17 protein-coding genes are annotated in these 23,836 nt (G+C 56.4%); all 17 read left to right on the plus strand.

What is annotated here, in order from left to right:
• Nucleotides 1-6: 6 nt before the first annotated feature.
• The 17 genes from H8K04_08550 to H8K04_08630 all read left to right on the plus strand — a co-directional run bounded on the left by H8K04_08550 (nt 7) and on the right by H8K04_08630 (nt 23,785).
• The gene (locus H8K04_08550) at nt 7-927 is read left to right on the plus strand and encodes a hypothetical protein (protein UVT17567.1); all 921 of its coding nucleotides are present in this window, start codon (nt 7-9) and stop codon (nt 925-927) included.
• Between the two features lie 211 nt (nt 928-1,138).
• The gene (locus tag H8K04_08555; protein ID UVT17568.1) at nt 1,139-2,350 is read left to right on the plus strand and encodes a DUF4255 domain-containing protein; all 1,212 of its coding nucleotides are present in this window, start codon (nt 1,139-1,141) and stop codon (nt 2,348-2,350) included.
• A complete protein-coding gene (locus H8K04_08560) occupies nt 2,347-4,506 on the plus strand; it encodes an ATP-binding protein (protein ID UVT17569.1) in 2,160 nt (719 codons plus the stop codon). Before H8K04_08555 ends, H8K04_08560 begins: the two co-directional genes overlap by 4 nt.
• Nucleotides 4,507-4,575: 69 nt before the next feature.
• Nucleotides 4,576-4,788: a hypothetical protein gene (locus H8K04_08565; GenBank protein ID UVT17570.1), complete on the plus strand. Its 213-nt coding sequence runs from the start codon at nt 4,576-4,578 to the stop codon at nt 4,786-4,788.
• 4 nt (nt 4,789-4,792) lie between these two features.
• Nucleotides 4,793-5,458, plus strand: coding sequence for a hypothetical protein (locus H8K04_08570; protein ID UVT17571.1), 666 nt, complete (start codon nt 4,793-4,795; stop codon nt 5,456-5,458).
• 13 nt (nt 5,459-5,471) lie between these two features.
• Nucleotides 5,472-5,774, plus strand: a complete 303-nt coding sequence (locus H8K04_08575) for a hypothetical protein (GenBank protein ID UVT17572.1) — start codon at nt 5,472-5,474, stop codon at nt 5,772-5,774.
• Between the two features lie 3 nt (nt 5,775-5,777).
• The gene (locus tag H8K04_08580; protein UVT17573.1) at nt 5,778-6,953 is read left to right on the plus strand and encodes a hypothetical protein; all 1,176 of its coding nucleotides are present in this window, start codon (nt 5,778-5,780) and stop codon (nt 6,951-6,953) included.
• Complete coding sequence (locus H8K04_08585; GenBank protein UVT17574.1) at nt 6,953-7,597, plus strand: hypothetical protein; 645 nt, start codon at nt 6,953-6,955, stop codon at nt 7,595-7,597. Before H8K04_08580 ends, H8K04_08585 begins: the two co-directional genes overlap by 1 nt.
• 3 nt (nt 7,598-7,600) lie before the next feature.
• Nucleotides 7,601-7,936, plus strand: coding sequence for a hypothetical protein (locus H8K04_08590; protein UVT17575.1), 336 nt, complete (start codon nt 7,601-7,603; stop codon nt 7,934-7,936).
• Between the two features lie 3 nt (nt 7,937-7,939).
• Nucleotides 7,940-8,320 (plus strand): GPW/gp25 family protein, encoded by a 381-nt coding sequence (locus tag H8K04_08595; GenBank protein ID UVT17576.1) that lies wholly within the window; start codon nt 7,940-7,942, stop codon nt 8,318-8,320.
• Between the two features lie 79 nt (nt 8,321-8,399).
• Nucleotides 8,400-10,988 (plus strand): baseplate J/gp47 family protein, encoded by a 2,589-nt coding sequence (locus H8K04_08600; GenBank protein UVT17917.1) that lies wholly within the window; start codon nt 8,400-8,402, stop codon nt 10,986-10,988.
• The gene (locus tag H8K04_08605; GenBank protein UVT17577.1) at nt 10,985-13,726 is read left to right on the plus strand and encodes a hypothetical protein; all 2,742 of its coding nucleotides are present in this window, start codon (nt 10,985-10,987) and stop codon (nt 13,724-13,726) included. Before H8K04_08600 ends, H8K04_08605 begins: the two co-directional genes overlap by 4 nt.
• 1 nt (nt 13,727) lies before the next feature.
• Complete coding sequence (locus H8K04_08610; protein UVT17578.1) at nt 13,728-16,355, plus strand: hypothetical protein; 2,628 nt, start codon at nt 13,728-13,730, stop codon at nt 16,353-16,355.
• 11 nt (nt 16,356-16,366) lie between these two features.
• On the plus strand, nt 16,367-19,765 hold the full coding sequence (locus tag H8K04_08615) for a right-handed parallel beta-helix repeat-containing protein (GenBank protein UVT17579.1): 3,399 nt from the start codon (nt 16,367-16,369) through the stop codon (nt 19,763-19,765).
• Between the two features lie 45 nt (nt 19,766-19,810).
• Nucleotides 19,811-20,743 (plus strand): carboxypeptidase regulatory-like domain-containing protein, encoded by a 933-nt coding sequence (locus H8K04_08620; protein ID UVT17580.1) that lies wholly within the window; start codon nt 19,811-19,813, stop codon nt 20,741-20,743.
• Between the two features lie 292 nt (nt 20,744-21,035).
• Nucleotides 21,036-22,154 carry a DUF4157 domain-containing protein gene (locus H8K04_08625; GenBank protein UVT17918.1) on the plus strand — a complete coding sequence of 373 codons (1,119 nt, stop codon included), beginning with the start codon at nt 21,036-21,038 and terminating at the stop codon, nt 22,152-22,154.
• A gap of 32 nt (nt 22,155-22,186) precedes the next feature.
• Nucleotides 22,187-23,785: a DUF4157 domain-containing protein gene (locus H8K04_08630; GenBank protein UVT17581.1), complete on the plus strand. Its 1,599-nt coding sequence runs from the start codon at nt 22,187-22,189 to the stop codon at nt 23,783-23,785.
• Nucleotides 23,786-23,836: the final 51 nt, after the last annotated feature.

Below are 23,836 nucleotides of genomic sequence, written 5' to 3' on the forward strand. Positions count from 1 at the left end.
TCACATATGGCGAGACAGAGCGGCCTCCGATTTGCGGAACCGAGACCGTCATCAGCTGGAACCCTGATCCAAGGAGCTCGCCCTCGCTCATCGAAGATTGCGCCTGTCGACGTGGAAGAGTTTGTAGAGGTCCCATCAACTCCGGAGACGAACAATCCCTTGTCGTCGAAAACCGATAGGGCTCCAAAGGCAATATCCGAAATCGAACGTATGGCGGTGAGGGAGCGAGCAGAGGGCGCGCCCTTGCTCAATCGTCCCCAACCTATGGTCGTTCCTTCGGAGATCCATGATCGTATCCGCGAAGAAGTTCCAATAGTTCGGTTTAGCGGAGACATGTCGTCAAAGGGGGAGATTCAGACGGTTGATTCCGAGCCAAGTCGGCCTGTTGAAGAACGGGCTACTGTCGGTGAGCATTCCGAGAGGGTCCATGAATTAAGGACAAACGAATCTGTCCCCGCCGTCTCATCCGAACAACAGCAGGAGAACAAACATTTCCGAAAGATAGCCGGGATCATCGACGGAAGTGCAATGGAGCATGCCGAAATACAAACCGTTCTTTTGCAAGAAATTCAGGAATGGATTGCGGCGGGACCGGTGGCACCTGAAAAGTCCGGGATCATGAAGGAAGGGCATCAAGGATCGTCGCCGAGAAAACAACGTGAAGTGGTGCAGCCATCGGAGCCCGAACCCAGCGTGGTTCGTATCGGCAGCACAGAGAGGGTGGAATTGAGAACTCACGATCAGCCCATGAAAGCGATACCCGACATCCAGGAACAGGTGCTTGATCTTTCAATTGGAACGATCAGCGTGGTGATAGAAGACGATAAGCGACCGATTCAGCTTGCTCCTGCGCGGCGGAGTGAATCCGGGCAAGGCAACAGAGCATCAAGACCTTCGCCGTCACGGCTGAGCCGGCATTACATCTAGCGGTATGTTGAACAAGTCCGCCAACGGTGTTTTTGCGTCGCGTAGAGGCTCAACGTACGGCCCAGAGTACGCGTCGCCTCTTCGCTCGCTGCGGCCTCGTTGGACGACCTTTTTAAGCACCCTGCGGGGTATTCCAAACCCATTGGCGATCAGGGAGCCCCTGCGCCGTTCGAGACGTTCAAAAGATTTGTCAACAGCCTGCTAGAGAATCATGGCGCTCGCAGACACCACCAATGCCATCGGCGCGGTCACTGAAATGCTTCAGCTGCGGCTTCAGGCCCTGAGTGGCTCGACTCTGGTCACCATCGGCAAACCCGAAGAGTCAGATGACGCAACGCCCCATCTGAACCTATTTCTGTATCAGATCGAGTTTGACCCCTTCTTAAAAAACATTCCGCTCAACGAAGGTGAGAAACCTCCGTTGTGGATGGTGCTGAAGTATTTGCTGACGGCCTATTCAGCCCAGGATGTGAGCGACACGATTGTTGCGCATCAGAGACTCGGTGGAGCGATTAAGGCGCTGAACCGGAACGACTTGATCGATATCGGAGTGAACACCACGATCAGCAAAGCGCTCAGTCCGAATCCTCAAGAATTGCATGTCACGTTCGACGAGAGTCATTCGGATCTGCTGGCAAAGCTCATGCAGGGAACCGATGAAAAATACAGGCTCTCGATTTGTTTTCAGGTGCGCCCGGTGATGATCGCAGCGGCGGAACCCGGCGACTACTCGCTATTGGTCGGTATCGATTACACGCAGTCACCCACGACGCTGGCCGATCCGTATGTCGGCATCGATACCATTCCATCCATGGGAGCGCACATCGATGAAATTGTCCCTGTCGGTTTCGAAGTGGGTGAAGAGGTCACGATACAAGGCACAGACCTGCACTTGGCGAACCTTTCGGTCATGCTCGGAACGGTTGAATTGCCCGTGACGATGCAACGACCAGATCAGCTGAAGTTCATGGTGGATGCCGCGATCATCGGGACGAGTGGGATTTCTGCCGGAAGTCATGCCGTCACTGTCGTCCAAACCCTCCCGGGGACGGGGAAAAAGAGAAAGAGCAATGCCGTAATCGGCAATCTCGTGCCCACCCTGCAATCTGTGGTCACGGTACCCCCCGGTACGGTGACGGTCAACGGCGGGCCACCTCGCACAGCCTTTGCCACGATCGATCTGACGGGCCTGCTCTTGGGTACGGATGGCGATGATGTAATTGCCGCATTCTACCGAAACGGCAGCGTCGCTCGGATGTTCGATGTGTTTACGATTCCACCGGGTCCGCCGCCGCCACAAACCAAGCGTCGTCTCACAATGGCCAACAGCGATGCCATTCCCGCAGGCGATTACAACCTGGTGGTGATCGTCAACGGACAGCAAGCTCCTCGGAGTCCATTGATTCACATGGATGGTCCATGAACGTGGAATCGATCAGAACAGAACCCATTGTGTTCACGCCAAATTTGCGGGCTCGTGATGAGCTGGCGAATTATTGGATGCGCCAAGCCACACTCCGTCTGCGGCGCGAAATAGCCTGGCTGTGGCACGAACGAGGTACCGGCTCACCTCCACAATCGGGTGAATTGCCGCCGATGATCGACCGCGCGTCGGTCTCACTCGATCTGTCGCGTCACTGGGACGAAAAGCGGAGATTTTATGCAAGCCATGTGGCGGCGAAATATTTGACCGACCAACTGAGTATTCCGCCCCCCAGAATAGATCAATCGGTTCGCGGGTCTTTCGGATGGGTTCTTCATGAGCTCTCGCTTGACGATGTCTCGGCATTGACGCTTGCCATGGGGCTCGCCTCGGCCTTTGACGCGAGTTTCGGAGCCGTTATCGCATCGTGCCTGAACGACCCGTCCCGCATTCATCCAAACCTCATGCTGATACAGCGATTGTGGGATGACCCGGAAGAAGCGCAAACGCTTTCCGACCCCATGCACCCGCTGTTTGCGATGGGGTTGCTCCGTCGCGGCTCGTCCGTCCAGCGGCCATATGCGGACACCCTTTGGGAGCAACCTCTCTCGGTGCCATGGTTGGTGGCACGTTCGATGAGCGATGGAGCAGAAATTGGTTCGACGAGTTTAAAGCTGATCGACCCGGCGAAGGAGAGGCATGGTGAGCTCACGAAGGCTGAAACATTGATCGCCTATCGTGTTCGTGCGGAAATGCCGCACGGACTGCGCGTCGTACCATTGCTTGGAAACCGTCGTTCGGCTTACCGCCAGACCGCGATCGATATCGCTCTGCTGACAGAGCAGAAACTTTGGGAATACAAGGGCGATCCAACTTTGCTCGGTCATGAAGACTATTTCGCGATGCTGATGTGTTTCGCATGGCTGACCGGACACAATCTGTTGATCCAGCAGGAGTTGTTTGATGGAACGGAAGCTCGGCGCGCGCGTAACGAAGGACTGCCCCTCGTATCGGTTCCTATCGTACTGTTCCTGGCGATAGCCGATCGGAGGCAGGTCGCGCATCTCGACCCCGCATTGCTGTTACCGTTCGTGAAAGTTTCTGCACTCGGCTATGAAGGCCGACTTGCGGCCTGGATGGAAGGTTTTGGCCCAGATGCCCAACGGTATGAACCTATTCTGAAGGAGATGGCTCGCCGGTTTCGTTATGAGAAGGATACGATCCGCGATATCTGTGCAGAGCTAAGGGCGCAACCCGAACCGCTGAAAGACGATGATTTTATCGAGGCCTGCCGTGCCGAACTGAGCGTGGACATGGGTGAACTGGCGGCCTATGTCGAACCGCGTTTTACCGACGAGAAGCTTATTCTCCCGAATAAACAGGCGATTCAGTTTGAAGAGCAGTTGGCTGCCATGCAGGCCCTGACCAAGGTGCATTACGACTGGGGGACCGCCCGTGCCTGGAACGAAGGCGGTATTACCGTGCTGTTTTCCGGACCCCCGGGAACCGGAAAGACGATGGCAGCCGAGATTTTGGCCTATCGGCTCAAGCTTCCGATGTACCGCATCGATCTGTCACAGGTGGTCAATAAGTACATAGGTGAGACGGAAAAAAACTTGAAACGCATCTTTGACGCCGCGGATGTCTCGGACATGCTGTTGTTCTTCGACGAGGCCGATGCGCTCTTTGGCAAACGCATAGAAGCCAATGATGCCCGCGATCGCTATGCCAATCTGGAAGTCAGTTATCTGTTGGAAAGAATGGAGCGCTTCAAAGGGCTGGCGGTTTTGGCGACGAACCGAAAGAGCGACTTGGATCAAGCGTTCTTGCGGCGTATCCGCCATATCATCGAGTTTCCGGTTCCGGACGAGATCCAACGAGCCGCCATTTGGCAACAGGTGATACCGGCCTCCGTCGCGGCAAATTCACGCATCGATATCGCCTTCCTGGCACGACAGTTTCCACTTTCCGGGGGGCACATCCGTTCCATCGTGTTCAATGCCTGCCTGCAGTCGGCGTACGCCGGTAACGGACATAAAGAACTGTTTATGAAAGATGTCCTCGTTGCCGTCAAACGCGAATACGACAAGATGAACCGCGCCTTGAGCCTCGAACAACTGGGGCCGTATGTACACGATATCGTCAAACTCGAGTAATCCATGACCAAGCGAAGAATTCATATATCCAACTTAACCGTGCGGCTTCCCCGAAGCGCAGGCCACCTGATGAGTGATCCGAGGAAGCTTGCCTCAGACGTCGGGCAGGAGATTGTGAAACATATCGCCGAAGCAACTCAGGGGCATTCGGGAACGCTCAGGATCGATCGTCTGTCTTCTGGAAAGATTAGGATCGGCAGGCATGCGGGCGCGATGCACACACAGATTGGAAAGCAAGTGGCCTCAAAAGTCATGAAGATTCTCGATGGAGGCGAAAGGTAATTCTATGGGTTTCCTGATGCGCGGAGCGCTGATTGAATATGGGTCTGATTTTATGGGCCCGATCCCGAATGTCGTCATATTCCAGTTCAATCCGGAAACCCTGACCAGAACGGTGCAGATTCCTTCGCGTCCCGCATCGGCAACTGCGCGTGAGACCACGCAGGCGGGAGAACCGTCGATCGAAAAGATCACCCTGAAGGCAAGTTTCAGCGCGGCGGATGAGTTCGGCGAGAACAAGGCCTTGGCGCGCCTGTTCGGAGTGGGTACGCGTCTGGCTGCCTTGGAAAAGATGGTCTATCCGTCCAACGATTTACTTGCGGCGATCGGCGCGGCGCTTGGCGGAGCAGCGGGGGTGCTCGGCGGTGGAGCCGCCCTGCGTCAGCCGATTCCACGCGAAAAATATCCACGAATCCTTTTTATCTGGGGCGTGTATCGGGTACTGCCCGTGATCATCGAATCCATGAGCATTACCGAGCAGCAGTACGATTTCCTGCTCAATCCTGTTCAGGCTGAGGTGTCCATCACGTTGGCGGTCAATGCAACTGATCTCTGTTCCGACGACGAAGTCGCGAAGGGCGCCATGCTCTATACCAACATGGCGAAGGATGCGCAGGCGATGGCGAACTTGGCGAATACCGCGCAGCAAGTAGTGGAATTGATCCCGTTTTAGCCGAGGTGCATACATGTTTGATGAGAATTCCAGATACGTCAAATGCTCCACCGTCGAAGTGGAAACGGTAAAAGGGGCTAAAGTTCTCGCCGTAAAATTGCGCCGGCTGCCGTATGTGCCGGGCAAGCTTACCGAGACAAAGGGCACCGACCGGCTCGATATCATGGCTCACCGTCGATACAAAGACGGAACAAAGTTTTGGCACGTCGCGGATGCCAATACCGAGCTCGAGGCTAACCGGTTGGTGGAACGGGAACGCAATGAAAATCCGCTCGTGCAGGAAGAAACGCGGTTCATAGTCGTTCCGGAAAGTTAATCCATGGTCAAGGAATTCAGGGTTTACTATGGAAACGTTCCAGCCAGCCAGGAACAGCTCAACGCGATCGACGAGATCGTCGTTGAACAGGAAATCGGCCGCGCATGGCAGGCCAAGATAACCATACCGATTTGCATCGCTGAGGACGGTTCCTGGGACGGCGAGAGTAATCCGGAATACGCTGAATTTTCACGCGTGCGTGTCGAGGCGCGAGTCGGGGACGGCGATTTTGTGCCGCTCATCGACGGACGCATTGTCGGCCAGGATCCGGGCATGAGTGCCGACCCCGGAGCCAGCATGTTGACGCTGACCGTCCAGGACGATACGACCTTGCTCCATCGCGAAGCCGGTTCAGAGGGTTTTCCACCCGGACAGTCGGACAGCGACATCGCGCGGTCGCTCTTTGCCGAAGCCGCGCTCGGCGGAACGATTGAAGTGGATGAGACCGGCGCGGCGACGGATCCCCATGCCGTCGTTCAGCGACATGGCACACCGATGCAGCTCCTCCGATCACTGATGAGACGACATCCCGATTTTTACGCGTATGTGTTGCCGGGAAGCGCGCCCGGCACGAGCGATTGTTATTTTAAAAAATTACCGGAGACAGTGGATCCGATGTTGCCTGCTCTGGTGCTGACGGGACCTGACCGGAACATGAGCGGCTTCCACGTTCAGCGGGCATCGAACAGCGCCGCGCAATATGAAGGGGCCTCGTTGAGCATGGACGACAAGAATGTCTCAACCGGGAGCTCACGCTCTTCGGAAGCCGCTCCGTCTGAAGGGGAAGCGGCAACGGTTGCCGGGGGTTCCGAGATACGAACCAGGCGACTCCCGCCGGGAATCGGAGATCATGTGGATCCTTCCGAAGCGGCGGAGAGTATGGCACGGCGATCAAGCTATACCGTCCGCGCCGAAGGGGCGGTCATACCGCAGTGCTTCAGCGGGATACTCTCGCCGTACCGGATGATCCGCGCCCGTGTTTCCAACAGCCGCTACAGCTCTCAGTATGTGATTTTCAAGGTTACCCACACGCTTGGGATATCCGAATATACGCAAAGCTTTTCAGTGCGCGGAAACGCAGTGACGCCGGAAGCTTCAGTGAATGCCTTTTCACCGGCTGCAGCCGTGGCCGCCGGTGCGGCCGCCGTAAGTTTCAACATTCAAGTGGATATCTTTTGATGGACCCGCTCGAATTTGAAGATCAGATAGTCGATCTTTCCGAATGGCGCAACGAGCATTTCTTCGGGAAGTACAGAGGAATCGTGGAGTCAGTCGAAGAAGGCGACAACCTCGGGATGATCGCAGTCAAAGTGCCTGATGTGTTCGGCTCGGACCACGTGGTCGAACACGTCAGGCCCTGCAGCCCATTCGCCGGGAGTAAGCATGGATTTGTCGCGGTCCCTGAAGAAGGCGACGGTGTATGGGTGGAATTCGAAGCCGGCCGCACGTCGCTTCCGATCTGGACAGGATTTTGGTGGGCGTCCGGTGAGATGCCTGAGCCGAAAGGGAAGCTGATCCGAAGTTTCATCACGACCAAAGGACATAAGCTGTTGCTCGACGACGATGCGAATGAGGTGAAGCTGCTTCATGCGGATGGGGCGGAACTCACCATGAGCGACAATGACGTCATTCTCAAGATCGGCGATTCCAGCGTCAAACTGACATCCAACGAGATCACACTTCAAGTAGGGACCTCGTCGATGTCGCCGCAGATCAAGATCGAATCGACACAGATCACCATACAGGCGAGTTCCATGGGTTCGGTAAAGCTCACGTCGGGCGGGGTCGATATCGGAAACGGGGCCATGAAGATAGGCGCGTAGCGTATGCCCGGGTACATTCTCACGACCATGAGCCAGGTCATGTGCACGCATGGGGGGACGGCGGTACTCACCACGGCCAATACGATGATTATGGTCGATCATGCACCGGCACTGCTGGAATCGGATATTCATTCGGTCGTCGGTTGTCCGTTCACGGTGCCGCCGGGTAAGCCTCAACCATGTATTCGAATCGAATGGACGATGGGCGCGACCATGTGCAAGGGCAATGGAACCGGAGTGCTGACTCAGTCGAGCATCGGCAAGTGTATCACCGCCGAGGGGGCCGTTCAGGGTCTGGCGATAATTCCTCAGACACAGGTCAAGGCGAAGGCGACGTAAAGAATGAAGCCGGTCAACGGAGAGCATCTATCATTTCCCTTTCGCGTCGGGACCGATGGACGGATGGCGACCGTTCAATCGCTCGAAGAACATGTCCGTGATGAGATCGTCCAACTCGTGTTGACGAATCAAGGAGAAAGGCCGTTTGTAGTCGATTTCGGCGGCGGCGTCAGGCGGTTGGTGTTCGAGGCGGCAGACGATGCGACGGCGGCCATGGCCAAGGCTCAGATCACACAGGCGATCAATCGGTGGCTGGGACATCGCGTGACCCTGGAATACATTCAGGTCGAGGTACAGAATTCGACAATTTCGGTGGACATCCGCTACCGCTTAGCCGGGACGGATGATACGCGCGTGCTGCGTTTCAAGCGCGAGGGAAGCTGAGTCGCGTATGTATGACGAACCAGCCCTGCCTCTAAGAGAATTGGCCAGGAGCGAGCCGCTACGTGAGCGCGCGCGCTTGATGACCGATTCGCCGGGACCAACGGCTCCGAATGGGATCAAGCTGTTGCGTGTCGTCGAAGTGGACAATGTTTTGGATACTGCCGTGCTTGACCTGCACTTCTACAACCTGAACATTCTGCCCGCTATTGTCCTTGAATATACCGGGAACAACCATCTTGCCAAGACGATCTTCACAATCTCGGGCGGTATCAGAGTTCGCGCCGGCCGTGCGCTCGGACAGGTGCAGGTTGATTCAACCGGAACTCCTCCAAACGCAGCGATCACACAGCCTGATCCCACGAAACCTCTGTTGCGCCTCGTCGTCAAACCGGTTGGAGATTATTCCACCTACACACTTGGGGTCAGCACCGCGGGAATTCCCAATGCAGTGATCGATCCGCTCTTCGCCGAGATACGGTTCAAGTTTCGTCCAGGGTGCTTCAATAACAACTGCGCCCCTGAATGGGAATCGGCGCTTGCGCCTCTGGAGGAACCGGTCATCGATTATCTCGCTAAGGACTACGGGTCATTCCGCCGGACGATGATCGCAGCCATGTCTCGTCGGGTGCCCGGATGGGAGCCGACCAGCGAGGCCGATCTCGACATGGTGCTGGCGGAGCTCTTCTCAGTCGCCGCAGATGAACTCAGCGACCATCAGGATCGCGTGATGAATGAAGCGTACCTGGCCTCTGCCCGAAAGCGAGTCTCGGTTGCGCGCCATGCCAGACTGATGGATTACCACATTCATCAAGGCAGCCAAGCTTCGACCTGGCTTGCGCTGGAAATCGGACATGATACGGGACAGAAAGCGTTCCAGCTTGCGCAAGGACTCAAGGCATGGGCCGGTGAAAGTACGATCGATGAAACGACTCATAAAAAAAAGGAAACAGCAGCCTCGGCGGTATTCCTCTCTCGTCACGCGGGCACGCAAACCGTCCATCAATATCTCAATCATGTCGGCCTCTATACCTGGAGCGACACCATCACGACATTGAAGGCGGGCAGCACAAGGGCAGATCTTAAGCTGTACAGCAAATTGTATCTTGGCGATCCCGCTCCACCGGTCGAGATCGCGACTCAAGCGGCTGCCGACGAGATCCGCGACTTGATCCGCAACTCGCGCATCCGCCATCTGCTCATTCAGGAACATCTCAATCCACAAACCGGGAAGGCACCGGGAAGAAACCCGGCCAAACGTCAGATTCTTTCATTGATATCTGGAGCGGCGGAGTCGGTACAAGACCCCATTACGAACGAGTGGATGGTTCGTGTCCATTGGGAAAAGAAGGACGCGCTTCGGTTTGACTATTGTTTTACCGTGAACTGTCCTGCCGACAATCCCGGAACCGCGATCGGTGCGGTAAAAAACGTCTCGCTCTTTCACGGCAATCTGGTCGAGATGTTTCATGGACGAGAGGAGCAGACGATTTTTATAGATGAAGGAGAGTTGCTGGATGTAAGCGACCCGAATAAACCGCTCCAATTTCATTATGAGCGCACTCGCTGGGGCACGCTCTGCCGTCTCCCGGGCGTTCCGCTTGCCTATAAACAGACGATACCCGGCGGTGATGTTCCTCCGGAATCGACTTTGACCGTCGAGGTGACGCCTCCCGGCGACCTATGGGACGAAGTCGCGAACTTAATCCATAGCGATGATTCTGCCGAGAACGGTGACCACTTCGTGGTCGAAACCGATGAGAATCGTCGAAGCGTGATCCGTTTTGGAAACGGCACGAACGGCAGGGAGTTACCCGATGGAGCCGTGGTGACCTGTAGCTATCAGTACGGAATGCCGCTCGACGGCAACGTCGGCGCCGATATGATCGTGAGTGTTTCGGAAGACAGTCTCAAGGTCGTTCCGCCGTTTCCGTTCGTGCTCCGCTTATGCTGGAATCCGTTCGACGTGACAAATGGCCATGATCAAGAGCCCGTTGCCGAAATCATCCGCCGTGTGCCCGAAGCCTATCGCCAACATCAACTCCGTGCCGTCACCCTGGCGGATTACGTCTCGCGGGCGGAAGAAATCGAAGGGGTGTTCCGTGCCGCGGCCCGGTACGCTTGGACGGGGAGCTGGCGTACCGTGCGTGTCACGATCGATCCTGTCGGGACAACCGAGCTTTCGTATGAACTCCGAACAACCGTGGCGGACTATCTGAACGCAGTCAGGCTGATCGGTGAAGATATCGAGATACGTCCACCCGAATTCGTTCCGCTGGAGATCAACGTCATGCTTTGCGCGAAGCCGGATGTTTGGCCGGAAGATCTCAAGTTTGTGCTTGAACAGGAATTCTCTGCCGGATGGACGCCCGATGGACGCAAAGGATTTTTCCATCCGGATGAATGGACATTCGGGCAGCCGCTCTATGCCAGTCAGATCATCGGGCGTGCCATGAGGGTTCAAGGGGTCGAGCATGTTGTCGGGCAAAAAGCGGGCACGCCACCCGCCGATAAAACCATCAGTGTGTCGATCAAGCGATGGAATTCTCCCGTTGCCGCGACGGACGCGCTGACCCAAGTCAACTACAACGAGATCATCCAGGTGATGGGAAACCCCGATCACCTGGAGCAAGGGTTTATCCGGTTCGAGGTCAAGGGAGGAAGGCAGTGAGCGACCGCGATTGCGCGAATGATTGCACGATGCCGCTGCGGTTTCCGCGCCGGCCCGGAACGGAGCTCCCGTTCGGACATGGGGAGGATTGCCCCTGCTGTAGCGCTCCCCTGGAGCACACCAGTCAGGACAATCGTCCGTCGCTTTCCCGGTTCAATTACCGGATCGGGACCTATGGGACGATTCGCGAATTCCTGTTTCACCGGATCGACCAAACTCCGAATCTCCAAACATGGACCCACCGCGCGCCGGACGATCCCGCCGTGGCGCTTCTCGAAGGGGCATCGATCCTCGGCGATATTCTCACCTTTTATCAGGAAACATACGCCAACGAGGCATTTCTCGGGACAGCGCGATGGCGCGAAAGTATCGCCGATCTCGTGCGGCTGCTGGGCTATCGTCTTTCGCCTGCCGTTGGTGGACATGCGGTGCTTGCCATCGAGCTGAAAAAAGATGAGCCTGTTGTCATTCCCGCCGGATTCCCTCTTAAAGCTACCCTGGAAGAGCTTCCGAAACCTGCCGAATTCGAGACGATCGCAGAAGCGACGGCCTATCCGTGGCTCGGAAGATTTCATTTATACAAGCCGCTGGAAGATGGAGACATCACACCGACGACAACCGAATTCTACATCGCGTATCCGGAGCAGCTCTTAGACAAGATCGATCTGAAAGTCGGTGATCGGCTGATCGTAGGGGAAGCGCCGGCGGTCTCTTTCCCAGGGTCGTTCAACCTGGCCAATGCCGAAGTGATTTTCATCGATTCGATTCGAGAAGAGCACGGACGCACATACTACACGATCAAGGGCAAGCTGAGCCGCACGTCAAACGTCGGCAGTCTATCGGCCTATCGTATCGGGCGGACGTTTCACCATTTCGGATACAACAGCCCGTCGCAGATCGTGAATAAGACGGCGGCCGTCACATCCACCGCCACCGTAAGCGGGGGGACCACGTCCACTTCATCAACCATTCCGTATCAAACCGTGCCGCTTGCCAGACCTGTTGATACGCCTTTCAATGCCTTTCTAGGCGCAACGATGAGTACAAGTCTCAGCGACAGAGATTTTCCGATCGATTCGGAGGTGAGCGATCTTCCGAGCAATGTTCCGATCGTCATCCAGGCTGCGTTCACGTATCCGTTCATGGCGTTCATTCTCGGTCAACCGTTACCGATGAGCACTCTCGTCAGGATGATCACCGATGTCCGTACCGTGACCATGACCTGGGGCGGAATCAGCGGGACCGTGAGCCAACTGAGACTGAACGATGAACTCGGCAGTTCGGTTGGGACAAATGCGTCGATGCAGATTGCCGATGCGCTCTTCCATGAAGCAACGAGCCCGCTATTCAGTCTCATGCGGGCTAAGAAAGAAACGACTCTCATGTCCGGCAACACGCTCTATTTCTATGGCACGGCGGGACAGACGGAAACATTAAAGAATCGCCGGATCATGTTCGATCAACCAGGTGAGGAGCCTCGGATAGTCACAGTGACCGATATCGATTCGACGTCAGCGACCGGCACTGAGGCGATTCCGCAGTTGCATGCGGTGACACTCTCGGAAGCCGTTTCTTATGCCGACTTTCCGAATGGCGAGGCGCTTGTCACCGTATTCGGCAACCTGGTTGGTGCGAATGAGGGCAAAACCCTCCCGGAAGCCACCATCGGCAGCGGCGATGAAACGACGGCATTCCAGAACTTCAAACTCCCTAAAGCTCCGCTGACCTATCATATCGTGCCGGACAACACGCCGGCAGAAACGCCGGAACTTGCGATCTATGTGAATGGACGCGAGTGGACGCGAGTGGCCAGCTTTTTTGGACATGACAAAGGCGAGCAGATCTATATTGTCCGTGAAGACGCGGAAGGCAACAGTTGGGTGCAGTTTGGGGACGGCAAATCCGGGGCCAGGCTGACCAGCGGCGTGAATAATGTCACCGCGGTGTTCCGCACCGGCAGCGGCGCATACGGCCCATTGAAGGCGGATACCAAAGTTCAGGCTTCGGCAAAACTCAAGAATCTGGACAAGGTCGGGATGCCGATGGTTGCCACCGGTGGATCGACGCCGGAATCGGGAGAAAATGCTCGTCGCGCGGCACCCGGCAAGGTGCAAAGTCTGGGGCGTATCGTCAGTATCAAGGATTTTGAATCCGAAGCGGCAGCCATTCCAGGAGTCACGTCCGCTTCCGCTGCGTGGCAGGTGGTCGATCACATACCGGCCGTGGCCGTCACCGTTTTGATGGAAACCGGACGCAGTGCCGAGATTGCCGCCGTCCGCGCAACACTGAACGCCTACAACAATCAGCGCGGAGCCGCGCGCCATGCGATCGAGGTCGTATTGGGCAGGCGGATGTATGTGACCGTCTCGGTTCGTTATGCGCTCAAACCGACCTATCGCGCCGATCTGGTCGAACCATGTATCCGCCGTGCGCTGGGTGTCAATCGTGGTCAAGCCACTCCCGAGGAAGATCAGACCGGACTTTTCAGTCTCAGGCGCAGACGTTTCGGCGGGCGCGAATATGCATCTTCAATCGAGGGGACAGTGCAGAATGTCGAGGGTGTGCTCTGGGCTCAAGCAGTCGGCTTCACGGCGCTTGTGGATACAGATGATCCGGCGGCCATCGAACCGCCGTCGCTGACGGTCCTTGATCCGATTGTGGTCTGCGACAGCAGCCATATCCTGAGCCTGTTCGATCAGCATTTGACGGTGACTCCTGTCGCCGAGAGAGGAAGTTGAGGTGGCCACGAAGAAACGCGTCGCGCTCTATCGGCGACTTCCTGAAATCTATCGTATCAAGGATGGCGATCTTTCGAAGCTCTATCTGGCCAACGGCCAACCGATGCCTGCCTATCAGCTCCGTGACTACCTCACACCGGTCGAGGACATGTTTTCTGCGATCCATGAAAACATCGAATCGCTCTATCATGATCTCTTCATTGAAACCTGCGATCCCTGGGTCATTCCCTACATCGGTGACCTGTTGGGAACCACCCATCTGTCCGGCGATCCATGGACGCTCCGTGCCGATGTCGCCGATACGATCGCACTCCGGAGACGCAAGGGAACGTTGGGCGCCATCGAACTGCTCGCCTATATCCTCACGAAATGGGGAGTCCATTCGGTGGAATTGTTCGAAAAGATGGTGTGGAATCAGCACCTCAATCATCAGCGACCTGATGAAGGTGGAATTCCTCCCTATTCGCTCCCGACCGTTCGTCCTTCGACACCCATTCGAGGAGGGACCGTCTCCTTACGAGACCCTTCCTTACTTGCGCAGCTGAATACACCATTCGATCCCTTTGCCCATGTGGGGGAGGTCAAGCCACCGGAGATCGGGCACGTGAGCCACAACCTGCCCAACCTGGCGATTTACCTGTGGCGACTCAAAGATTACCGTCTTGGCGTGACGAAGCCGTTGGCAGAAAAAGTGACCCCGTCGCTGGGCGCCCCTCGGGTCGTCCGTGTGAATGCGTGTGATATTCCGGTCAATACGCTCTCGACGCCCTACGTCAAGCCGATCAATACGCCCGCCGGCAGGCCGGTGACACTTTTCAATACGAACAGGATCGGCCTTTTTGCCGAAGGGAGAACCGGCATGGCTGCACTCAACCTTTCTGCGATCGCCCCGCGTATATCCAGTGCCGATCAGGTACCAGGGCCTATTCCCCCGGCGCGGATTTCCGATTATGACATCGCCGAACAGTATGACGATTCGCTTGCCTCTCCAAATCCGGCCCCGCTCCAATTGTTTGCCGATGCTTCATTCACTGCTCCACAGGAATATGTCTCCGTCGAGTCCTATGATCCGGCCTTCAATGTGGCTGTTCCTGAGGATGATTTGAAATCGTACCAGCTTTCCGATGTCGGCTTGCAACTGCATCTTCCCGACCCGACGTTTCCCGGTGAAGTGTGGCCCCATACGGCACTGCCCAGATTTTGGACCATACGAGGTGAGAATCTCTGCGCCTGGGAGCGTGGGCTGAATCCGCCGCTGGCCGATCGTGAGATTGCCGTTGATCCTTTCCATGGACGACTCTGTATCGGAGTTTCGGATGATACGAGGGCGGACGCGCTCGTGCAGGATTTGCTGCTGACCTATACCTATGGTGCCGTCGGACCGGTGGGCGCGCACCCGGTCTCATACCCCCCGCTGCCGAAGGAGTTCGATCCGGCACAACCATTGATTGATTACAAAGACGTGGTGCTGCGCAATCCGGCAAAGCAGCTCCAAGCGGTCCTAAAAACAGCTCTCGAAGATGCACGCACTGCGGCGGCAGGCGGGACTCCCAAGGCCGCGATCGTCATCGAGATCAAGGACAGCCGTACGCACTCGCTGGACATCGATCTGCTGAACGCGGCGGATCTCAATAGCGAATTGGGGCGGAGTATTCTGCTGACATGCCCGTTGATCATACGGGCGGCCGATGGAGAACGTCCCGTGATCGAACTGGCGCGACCGCTCGCGTTCCGGCCGGCGAAAGTCGTCGGTGCCGATGCCGCGGAACAGGCGACGCTCGATGCACAAATGGAGGCGTTGTTCGTCAGGCTGGAAGGACTCTATCTCGCGCGCGGGCTGAATTTTGCGGCCGGGCAGCCGTTGATTGCGCGTGCCGCCTTGAACAAACTCGAGGTCATGAGTTGCACGCTCGATCCGGGTGGATTTCGCTATTTTAATGGAAATCGCGCGCCGCTGCTTCCGGGAATGAACCTCAAAGAACCCTATGGATTTTCCGCAGCCGCGGAAGAGCTCGCGTTCAAACAGACGCCGGAAATCATTCTGCAGCGGTCGATCTCCGGAGCCATCCTTACCGATGAGGGATACAACCTCTGCCTTGCCGACTCGATCATCGAATCCATCCCTGTGACAATCGGTTTGAAGGTGTTTTCCTTTGCGATCACGAGTGCCACGAATCCGGCTACGGGCTATGCCGGGGCCACAACCGTCCGAAACCTGACGGTCCTTGGCCGAGTCCGAACCCTCAGTGCGGAAGGAGCCGGAGATATTTTTACAGGCGTCGTCGAAGTGTTCGATCAGCAGCGCGGGTGTTTGAAGTATTGCTATTTTGCGGATGATACGGGAAGTCCACCGCCGCCCGACGAGGTCAAAAACCGCTTGCCCCCACACTTTGCCTGTGTCTCCGGCCCGGACGCGCGGCTCATTTTTACGAGTGAATACTTTGGTGATCCTGCCTATTGCCAGCTTTCACTCGAATGTGACCCTCGTATTCTCGAAGAGGGTGTCGACAACGATCAAATGGGAGCATTCAATTTTCTGCTTGAGGCGCACAAGTGGCGCAACTTGAAGATACGATTTCGTGAGTTTATGCCGGTCGGGATCAGACCGATTTTGATCCCCGTCAGTTAAAGGAGGCATGGATGAGAGGCGATTTTTCCGCATGGAATAAGGATACATCTCACAATTTCCGTGGCACGCTCCACCAGCAAGGCCGTGTCTTGCTCGATCGGGACTGGAACGCGCAAACCGAGATCATGGGCGAATGGCAGCAGCTTGCCGCGCGTGATGCGTTCGGGGCCGGAGTTGCGGCGGTTCCGGCGGATGAACCGCTCAGTTTTAAGATCACCAAAGCCGAGATAACGGGCGGTCAGGTCAAAGTTTCTCTGAACAAGGGACGGGTGTGGGCGGATGGACTCCTCGCCGAACTGAAAAGAGACGAAGAGCCTCCCGCGCTCCCGACCGGAGTCGACGCGATCCGGACTGCGGGCTATCTTGGCCCGCCGATTCAACCTGCTCCGCTACCGGGCGCTGCGCCTGCAATCGGTGATCGCGACGCGGTAATTCTGGAAGCGTGGCTCGAGGAACTGAGCGCCTTTCAGAATCCTGGTCTGCTGATCGAACCGGCTCTTGGAGGAGTGGATACGACCGAGCGTGTCCAGACTTCGTTTCGTGTTCGGCTCTACCGTATGGCCGTCGATGATACGTGCGATTCTATTATTGGCGCGCTGAAAGACGATTTCGGAAACAAGGGCAAGCTCATCGTCGAGCTGAAACCTACGACGGCGAGTGACGGCGATTGCCCGGTGGTCGAGGAAGGCGGCTATACGGGGTTTGAGCATCGTCTCTATCGCATTGAAATTGCCGACACGGATAAACCCGCACCCCAGGCCCACTTTAAGTGGTCGCACGTGAATGGAGGGCTTGTCGGGACAGGAGATTTTGACGCGGTTGACAAAACCGTCACGCTCTTCGGGAATAAGAACGCGATCGTGTATTCCGGATCGAACAATTTCTATCTTGAAGCGCTCGATCATGATCCGCTGCTCGGTTGCTGGAAAGTCGTGTATGGCGCCAAGGTCGCGCTTGCCAACGATAATACCCTGACGCTGCCTGACCCTGTCGTGACACCGGGCGATATCTATAAGGGCGTGATTCCGTCCGCTCCGGCGAAGGGCAAGCGATTTTTCCGCCTCTGGAATGGGATCGAGCGTGTCGAGGATTTTAAGACGAAGAAGGATCTCCCGGACAATCTTGGCATTCAAGTCACATTTGAACCTGAAGCCGTTGGCAAATATACCCCATCTGATTTCTGGACGTTCGAGGCACGGGCGGCTGGAATCGGTAACCCGCTGGTTCTGGTTGGGATTCCCGGTCCGATGCCTGCCGATCCGATCACGCCGGTTCCGCCGCAGGGCATCTTCTACCACCGGGTGCCCCTCGCAGAAATACACTGGACCGGCAATATTGTCACCGGCGACGACATAGAAGACTGCCGCCGCCCTTTTCAACCCCTGACCAAACTTCGTGGCTGCTGCATATACCGTGTCGGCGACGGGATTCATTCACATGGCGATTTTGTCAAAGTCCAAGCGGCCATCGATGCGCTACCCGCCAAAGGCGGCACCGTCTGTGTGTTGAACGGTATCTATGACGAAAGTATTCTGATCGATGAACGGGTCGGAATTCGTATCCATGGTTGCGGCCCGGGCGCACGCATTCGTGCCGTCTCCGATAATGCGGCTCCTCAGCCGGCATTCATGATTAAAAACTCGGACACCGTCGCGATTGAAGACCTCGCAATCGAATCCGGCCCGCGCAGTGCCGTGCAAATCGATAACGCCCGTCACGTCGCGGTTCGTCGGTGCTTTGTGCAGATGCGCGACCTGCCCACGATTTGGCAAGCGATCTATTCGCGAGCAGACGATGTCCTGATCGACTCCAATATCATCGAAGTCCTGCCGCGCGGAGGAGCCGTGCCCGCACCAACCATCCCGCCGAAATCGGGCAGCCCGGGATCACCGGCGAGTGTCAACACCCCGCCGGGGCCGATCACCGTGGGAGCTGCCACGCGCGGTGGCATCCAACTCGCCGGCGGTTCGGATCGTGTTCGCATCATTGATAACCTGATTCAAGGCGGCATCTGGAACGGCATTACCTTAGGCAGCTTGGCCAAAGTGGGTGGTGACGGCGGCGACGTCCCTGATGATCCGGAACAACCCGACCCCTGTGATCCCTGCAAACCTGTCGATACGACCGATGACGACAACCCGGACGGTAGTCCGCCGAAATTTGTCTCGGCGGGGGATTTGTATGATGTTGAAATTGCGGGGAATCGCATCACCGATATGGGAACCAATGGTATCGGCGTCGTACGGTTTTTTGACATTGTGAATCGCGGGGATTTGATCGGCGTGCATAACCTGCATATCTACGATAATTTCATCACCCGCTGCATGCGCCGCGACATCGCGCCGGTTCGTAAATCGATGGAATGGCTTGTCGCGTATGGCGGCATCGTGCTCGCCAAAGTCAGTGACCTGCGCATCCTTCGCAATGAAATCATCAACAATGGCCGCCATCATCTGTTCCCCATTTGCGGGGTCTACGCCATATTCGTGCAAGGCCTGCAACTTGATGACAACCGCATCCTCAATAACGGCAGCCGCAGTCTGGAACCGGTCGATAACGCACAGGTCGGCATACGCGGCGGCGTGCATGTTTGGCTGATTCTCCCTTCGCTGGATACCACGACCGAAACGAACTCATTCTCGTCATTCAAGCGCAATTCCTCGTTTATCGACGGTCCGATCACAGCCATGCTGCGCGATAATCTGATTGTGGCTCCGCTTGGGCGCGCGGTCACGTTTTTCGCGCTGGGCTCCGTCATGGTCGGCCGCAATCGCTTGGTCACCGAAGGAACGACCGGGAAAGGTCTTGATCTACTCGCAACGACCGTCCTCATTGGAAATCTGGGCATCAGCAATGAATGGACTCTGGGTCTGCTTTTGGTGCTGATCCTGATACGGACGGGAAAACTACCTGATGCTTTGAAGGGGCGGGAATGCGAGTTGGCGAGGAACTTGGGACTGATCAACGTCTCGACACAACCACCCTCGCTCTGGCCGCCGCTGATGCGCAAATGGAACAGCGGGAAAACACTGTTTACGGAGAATCAGGTCACATTCGATGTGTCGGAAGACCCGTTTGCCTTCGCCCTCAGTTCAGTCGCAATATTTTCTCTTGATGATCTGGGGTTCACCGATAATCAGTGTGAGATCAACTCGACGAATTTCTTCGTCTTGACGGACGTCGTGCTTGGTGCCGGCAGCGTGCGGGTCGCCGACAATCGGCTTTCTGAAACATGGCTCCGCGCATTGTTCTCCGGCTGGTCGATCGGCGGCATGAACACAACGACGGACAATCAGGCTACCCACTGCCTGCGGGCTCAGGCGTTCTTGCCGAATATGCTCGTATTCAAGGACAATCTGTCTCTCGTCGAAGCCTTCTGTCCAGGCGTATGCGGCCGCGATCAAGGCTAGACGCCGGCCGATCGGCTACGTCGGACTCGCAACAGGAGATCTACCATGAACGATCAAGCGCAAAAGAATCAACGTCCTGAATTTCTTGCCGGAGAACCGACGGCCGAAGCGATACGAAAACAATTTCTCGACGCTCCCCTGGCTGCGGCGCGACAGCCCGCCATCAACCTCGGACTCGAGGTGCTGGCTTTTATGGCCGCGCTTCCGGATGCCTTTGTCGCGTCTGAGGAGCGGGAACTCAATCGATTGTCGAGGACCGTTGAGCGGGACAATGATCCTCGCATGGAACGGCTGAAAGTCTCCATTGCACGGGCCACGGAATTACGCACGACCAGTCAACAAGGAAAAGCACGCATCGACCGGACCTTGGTCGCATTATCCGGAGAGGGTACTGTATTCCATGGTTTTGTCTCGGATATTGCGTTTGCGCCTCAAAAAGGACTGACGGTACGACTGACGGCCGCTCGCGACGGCGACAAAGGCGAGACATTTGCATCAACCACCACCAATGCCGATGGTTATTTCAGTATTCCTTTCGACCGGCCGTCCGGCAAGATCCGAAAGGGGCGACCCTCAGAACCGAACGTCAAAAGCTCCGAGCGGATGGCGGAAAAGCTGTCCCGCAAGACTGCCTCAGCCGCAACAGCGGGTGATGGCAACGAAGTTCTTGCGCGGGTTGAAATCCTCGATGCCAAGGGCGTCGTCATTCATGAAGATCCAGTACCCCTCGTCGTCAATGCGGGCACGGTCTATCGAGAGTACGTCATCGAGCCTAAGGAGGGCACGAATGACAGGGCACGGTACGCCGGTAATCCAGCGACACGCGAATTTCACGATACGCAGAATCTCACCAAACGTTGTCGGTTCGACGCGGTCAAGTCCAGTGGGCCGATCTATTTCGGTAGTTCCGCGGAGGCGGAAAAGGCCGGCTACCATCATTGTGCCTACTGTTTCGGCAAGACGAAGTCGAAGCGGTAACGGATCATAGGCGATCTAAGCCGGCGAAGGTGGAGCCGAAGGCATGAGAGCGGCAGCTGCGATACACGCCTCCGATAGCCGTACGATGCATCACGCTGTTCGAAGCCACATTTGGGACGCGACTGACCATAGTCTACCTTCCCGCCCTTTTGGAGAAGTGCCCATCCATCGAAAAACTTCCTGCGCCTGCGGCGGCGGGTGTCCGACATGTCAGGCGAAATCCGCCGATCTAAAGGTCTCCCAGCCTAACGATGCCGCCGAGATCGAAGCCGATCGGATTGCGGATCAGGTGATGTCGGCATCAGGGCATTCTCCAGTGAAGGGCGCATGGCCGCGTATCCAACGTTTCTCAGATCAATCGGATGGGCAGACGGATGTGACTCATGCCAAGGTCGGTCACGTCCTTGCCGGCGGCGGCAGACCGCTCGATCAATCGCTGCAGCGGGACATGGAACAGCGCTTTGGTCATGATTTTTCACGAGTACGAGTACATACCGATGCTGCTGCCGAACAATCTGCGCGGGACTTGAATGCCCATGCCTATACGGCAGGTCACAATATTGTTTTTGGGGCAGGGCAATATAGGCCCAGTATGGATGCCGGTCGGCGATTACTCGCGCACGAGCTGACCCATGTTGTGCAGCAGTCCAACGCTTCGCCGCTTACCCGACGCCGTCTTGATTCCGGAGTTGAACATGGTCGTGAGACTGCCGCACGTAACGCCGAATCGCCGACGACCGGCAACCTACAGATCTCGAGGCTTAAAACAGCGGATACATCGTCTGGTCTTGTTCAGCGGAGCGTTGTGCGTGACCATGTATCGTGTCAGCAGAATGGGTTGACGAATCCAAATCTTACAGGGGATGAAGTTGTTGCTGCTTTGGAGGCGGCGGATGCGGAAGCTATTAGGCTGGCGTTACGGGCGGAACTGTTGCTTGAAGCACATCTGCTGTTTGCTCGTGCGGGCGAACCTGTTGATCCGGATTTTGATGTGATCTTGCAGGAAGAGTTGGGCTTAACACTCACCAATCGGGCACATTTCTCACTTGTCGAACAACAAAGGGATCGCTTCCGGCGGGTGCGCGAAACCCTGGAGAGTGGCTATCTTCGTTACATATGTCGTGGCGGCACTGTGAGTCTCGTGGGATGCGCGACAGGAACATGTGGAGCTGATTTTGCTTTTTCATGCCCCGGTAATCGTTTAGTCGTTCTATGCCAGGCATTTTGGGACGACCCAACAGAGCAAGCTGCGACAATTTTGCATGAACCATTCCATATCTGGTTTCATATGGCACGCCATGCCCCAAATGCGCTGAGACGAGCGGACGCAACATGCTTCGAAGCCTTTGCAAGGCGCCTGGCCGGAGAAGACGTCGCCCATATCTCATGCGCGGGTCATACGGCTGGATGAGGGCGTCGTTTCATCATGGGAGTGGTCAATAGATGACGGTATGCCCCGTTGGGAAGTTTAAGAGTCGCTTGGAGCTGTCATCGCGCCGATCAGGTGCGCGTCAGCCCGAGCTGGTATCGTCCCTGCCGGCGCATGATCAGCTCCAAATTCAGAGAAAGTCTTCCTGTCCCTGTGGTGGCGGGTGTCCGGCCTGCCAAGCGAAATCGAATGATCTGAAACTCTCCCGGCCCGGCGACCCAGCCGAAATCGAAGCGGATCGGATCGCCGATGGGGTGATGTCGGCACCAGGGCATTCTCCAGTGAAGGGCGCATGGCCGCGTATCCAACGTTTCTCAGGTCAATCGGATAGACGGATGGATGGGGCTCATACCGATGCAGGTCACATCCTTACAAGCGGCGGCAGACCGCTCGATCTATCGCTGCAGTACGACATGGGGCAACGGTTCGGCTATGACTTCTCGAGTGTGCGAGTACATACCGGCACTGTCGCTGAACAATCGGCGCGAGACGTCAGCGCGCATGCGTATACGGTCGGCAACAATATCGTCTTTGGGCAAGGACAGTTCGCCCCGGAGACTCAAGCAGGGCGTCGGCTGCTTGCGCACGAACTCGCGCACGTGATTCAGCAGTCGGTCGGCGCGCCGGTCGTTCAACGGCAGATCACAATCCCGATCTTCGACGAATTCGACCCTTGTGTGATCGATCCGGTGTTCGGCAAGAAGGTCTGTGGCTCCTATGCCAAGACGGCGTGTGAAAAAGTCCCTTCCCTGCCTGGATGCAGTTTTGTATGCAGGAAATTAGGATGCAAAAAACCGGAAAAGCCGTCCGTCTCTTGTCCTTCCGGCTTCCGTCCCGGCAGATCGGCAGAGTTCAAAGACCAATGTTGCATTGAAAAAAGGACAACCAATCCAGATCAGACGACGGAAGACAATACTATAGAGAGTGCCAGCAACTGTTGTCCGCCGGCACGCGCTGCTTCCACACCATTGGGCCTGCGTTGTTGCCCGGCGGGCGAGGTCGCATCCAACGGGCAATGTATCAGCGGCTCTGAACCTCAACCTCCCGGGCCAATTCCGGCTCCTAGTCCTTTCGTGCCCTGTTTGCCGGGAGAAAGACCGAACCTCTTCGGCGGGTGTTGCGGGCCGGGAGATCATACCGATAAGCAAGGTCATCCCTGTCTACCCCAGCCGACTCCGACGCCGATACCGGACCAGCCTTCCATTTCAGCGCCAGGGAATGTTGTGCTCCATTTCGACCAGGACCGACCGATGAGTGGATGGGCGAAAACAGAGGCTACCTTGCTGCGAAGCCTCACGACTGAAAGTAAGTCCGTGTGGCCTATTCTGCTCGAACAGTTGCAGGGCAACCCGTCATTAGCACTCCAACTGGTTGGAAAGGCTTCGCCGGAGGGTCCGGAGACTTATAACCTGGACCTGGCTCAGCGTCGCGCGCAACTCGTTATGGAAGTGCTCGTCGATAAAGGGGTTGGACGCGGACGTATCGTCGATGTCGCACCCGAATGTACTCAGGTCGAAACAGGAGTCTATGCCTGCGGCGAAGTGGGTGCTCTCGGCCCGGAAGATCGTCAGGTAAAAGCAGTGTTTGATGCCACGACAGCCCCAAATCCATAGACAAAGAAGCCGGAGAGTCCGGACTGCTCATATGAGTTTTACAATAGGATT

This window comes from Nitrospira sp. (assembly GCA_024760525.1).
Lineage (GTDB): Bacteria > Nitrospirota > Nitrospiria > Nitrospirales > Nitrospiraceae > Nitrospira_D.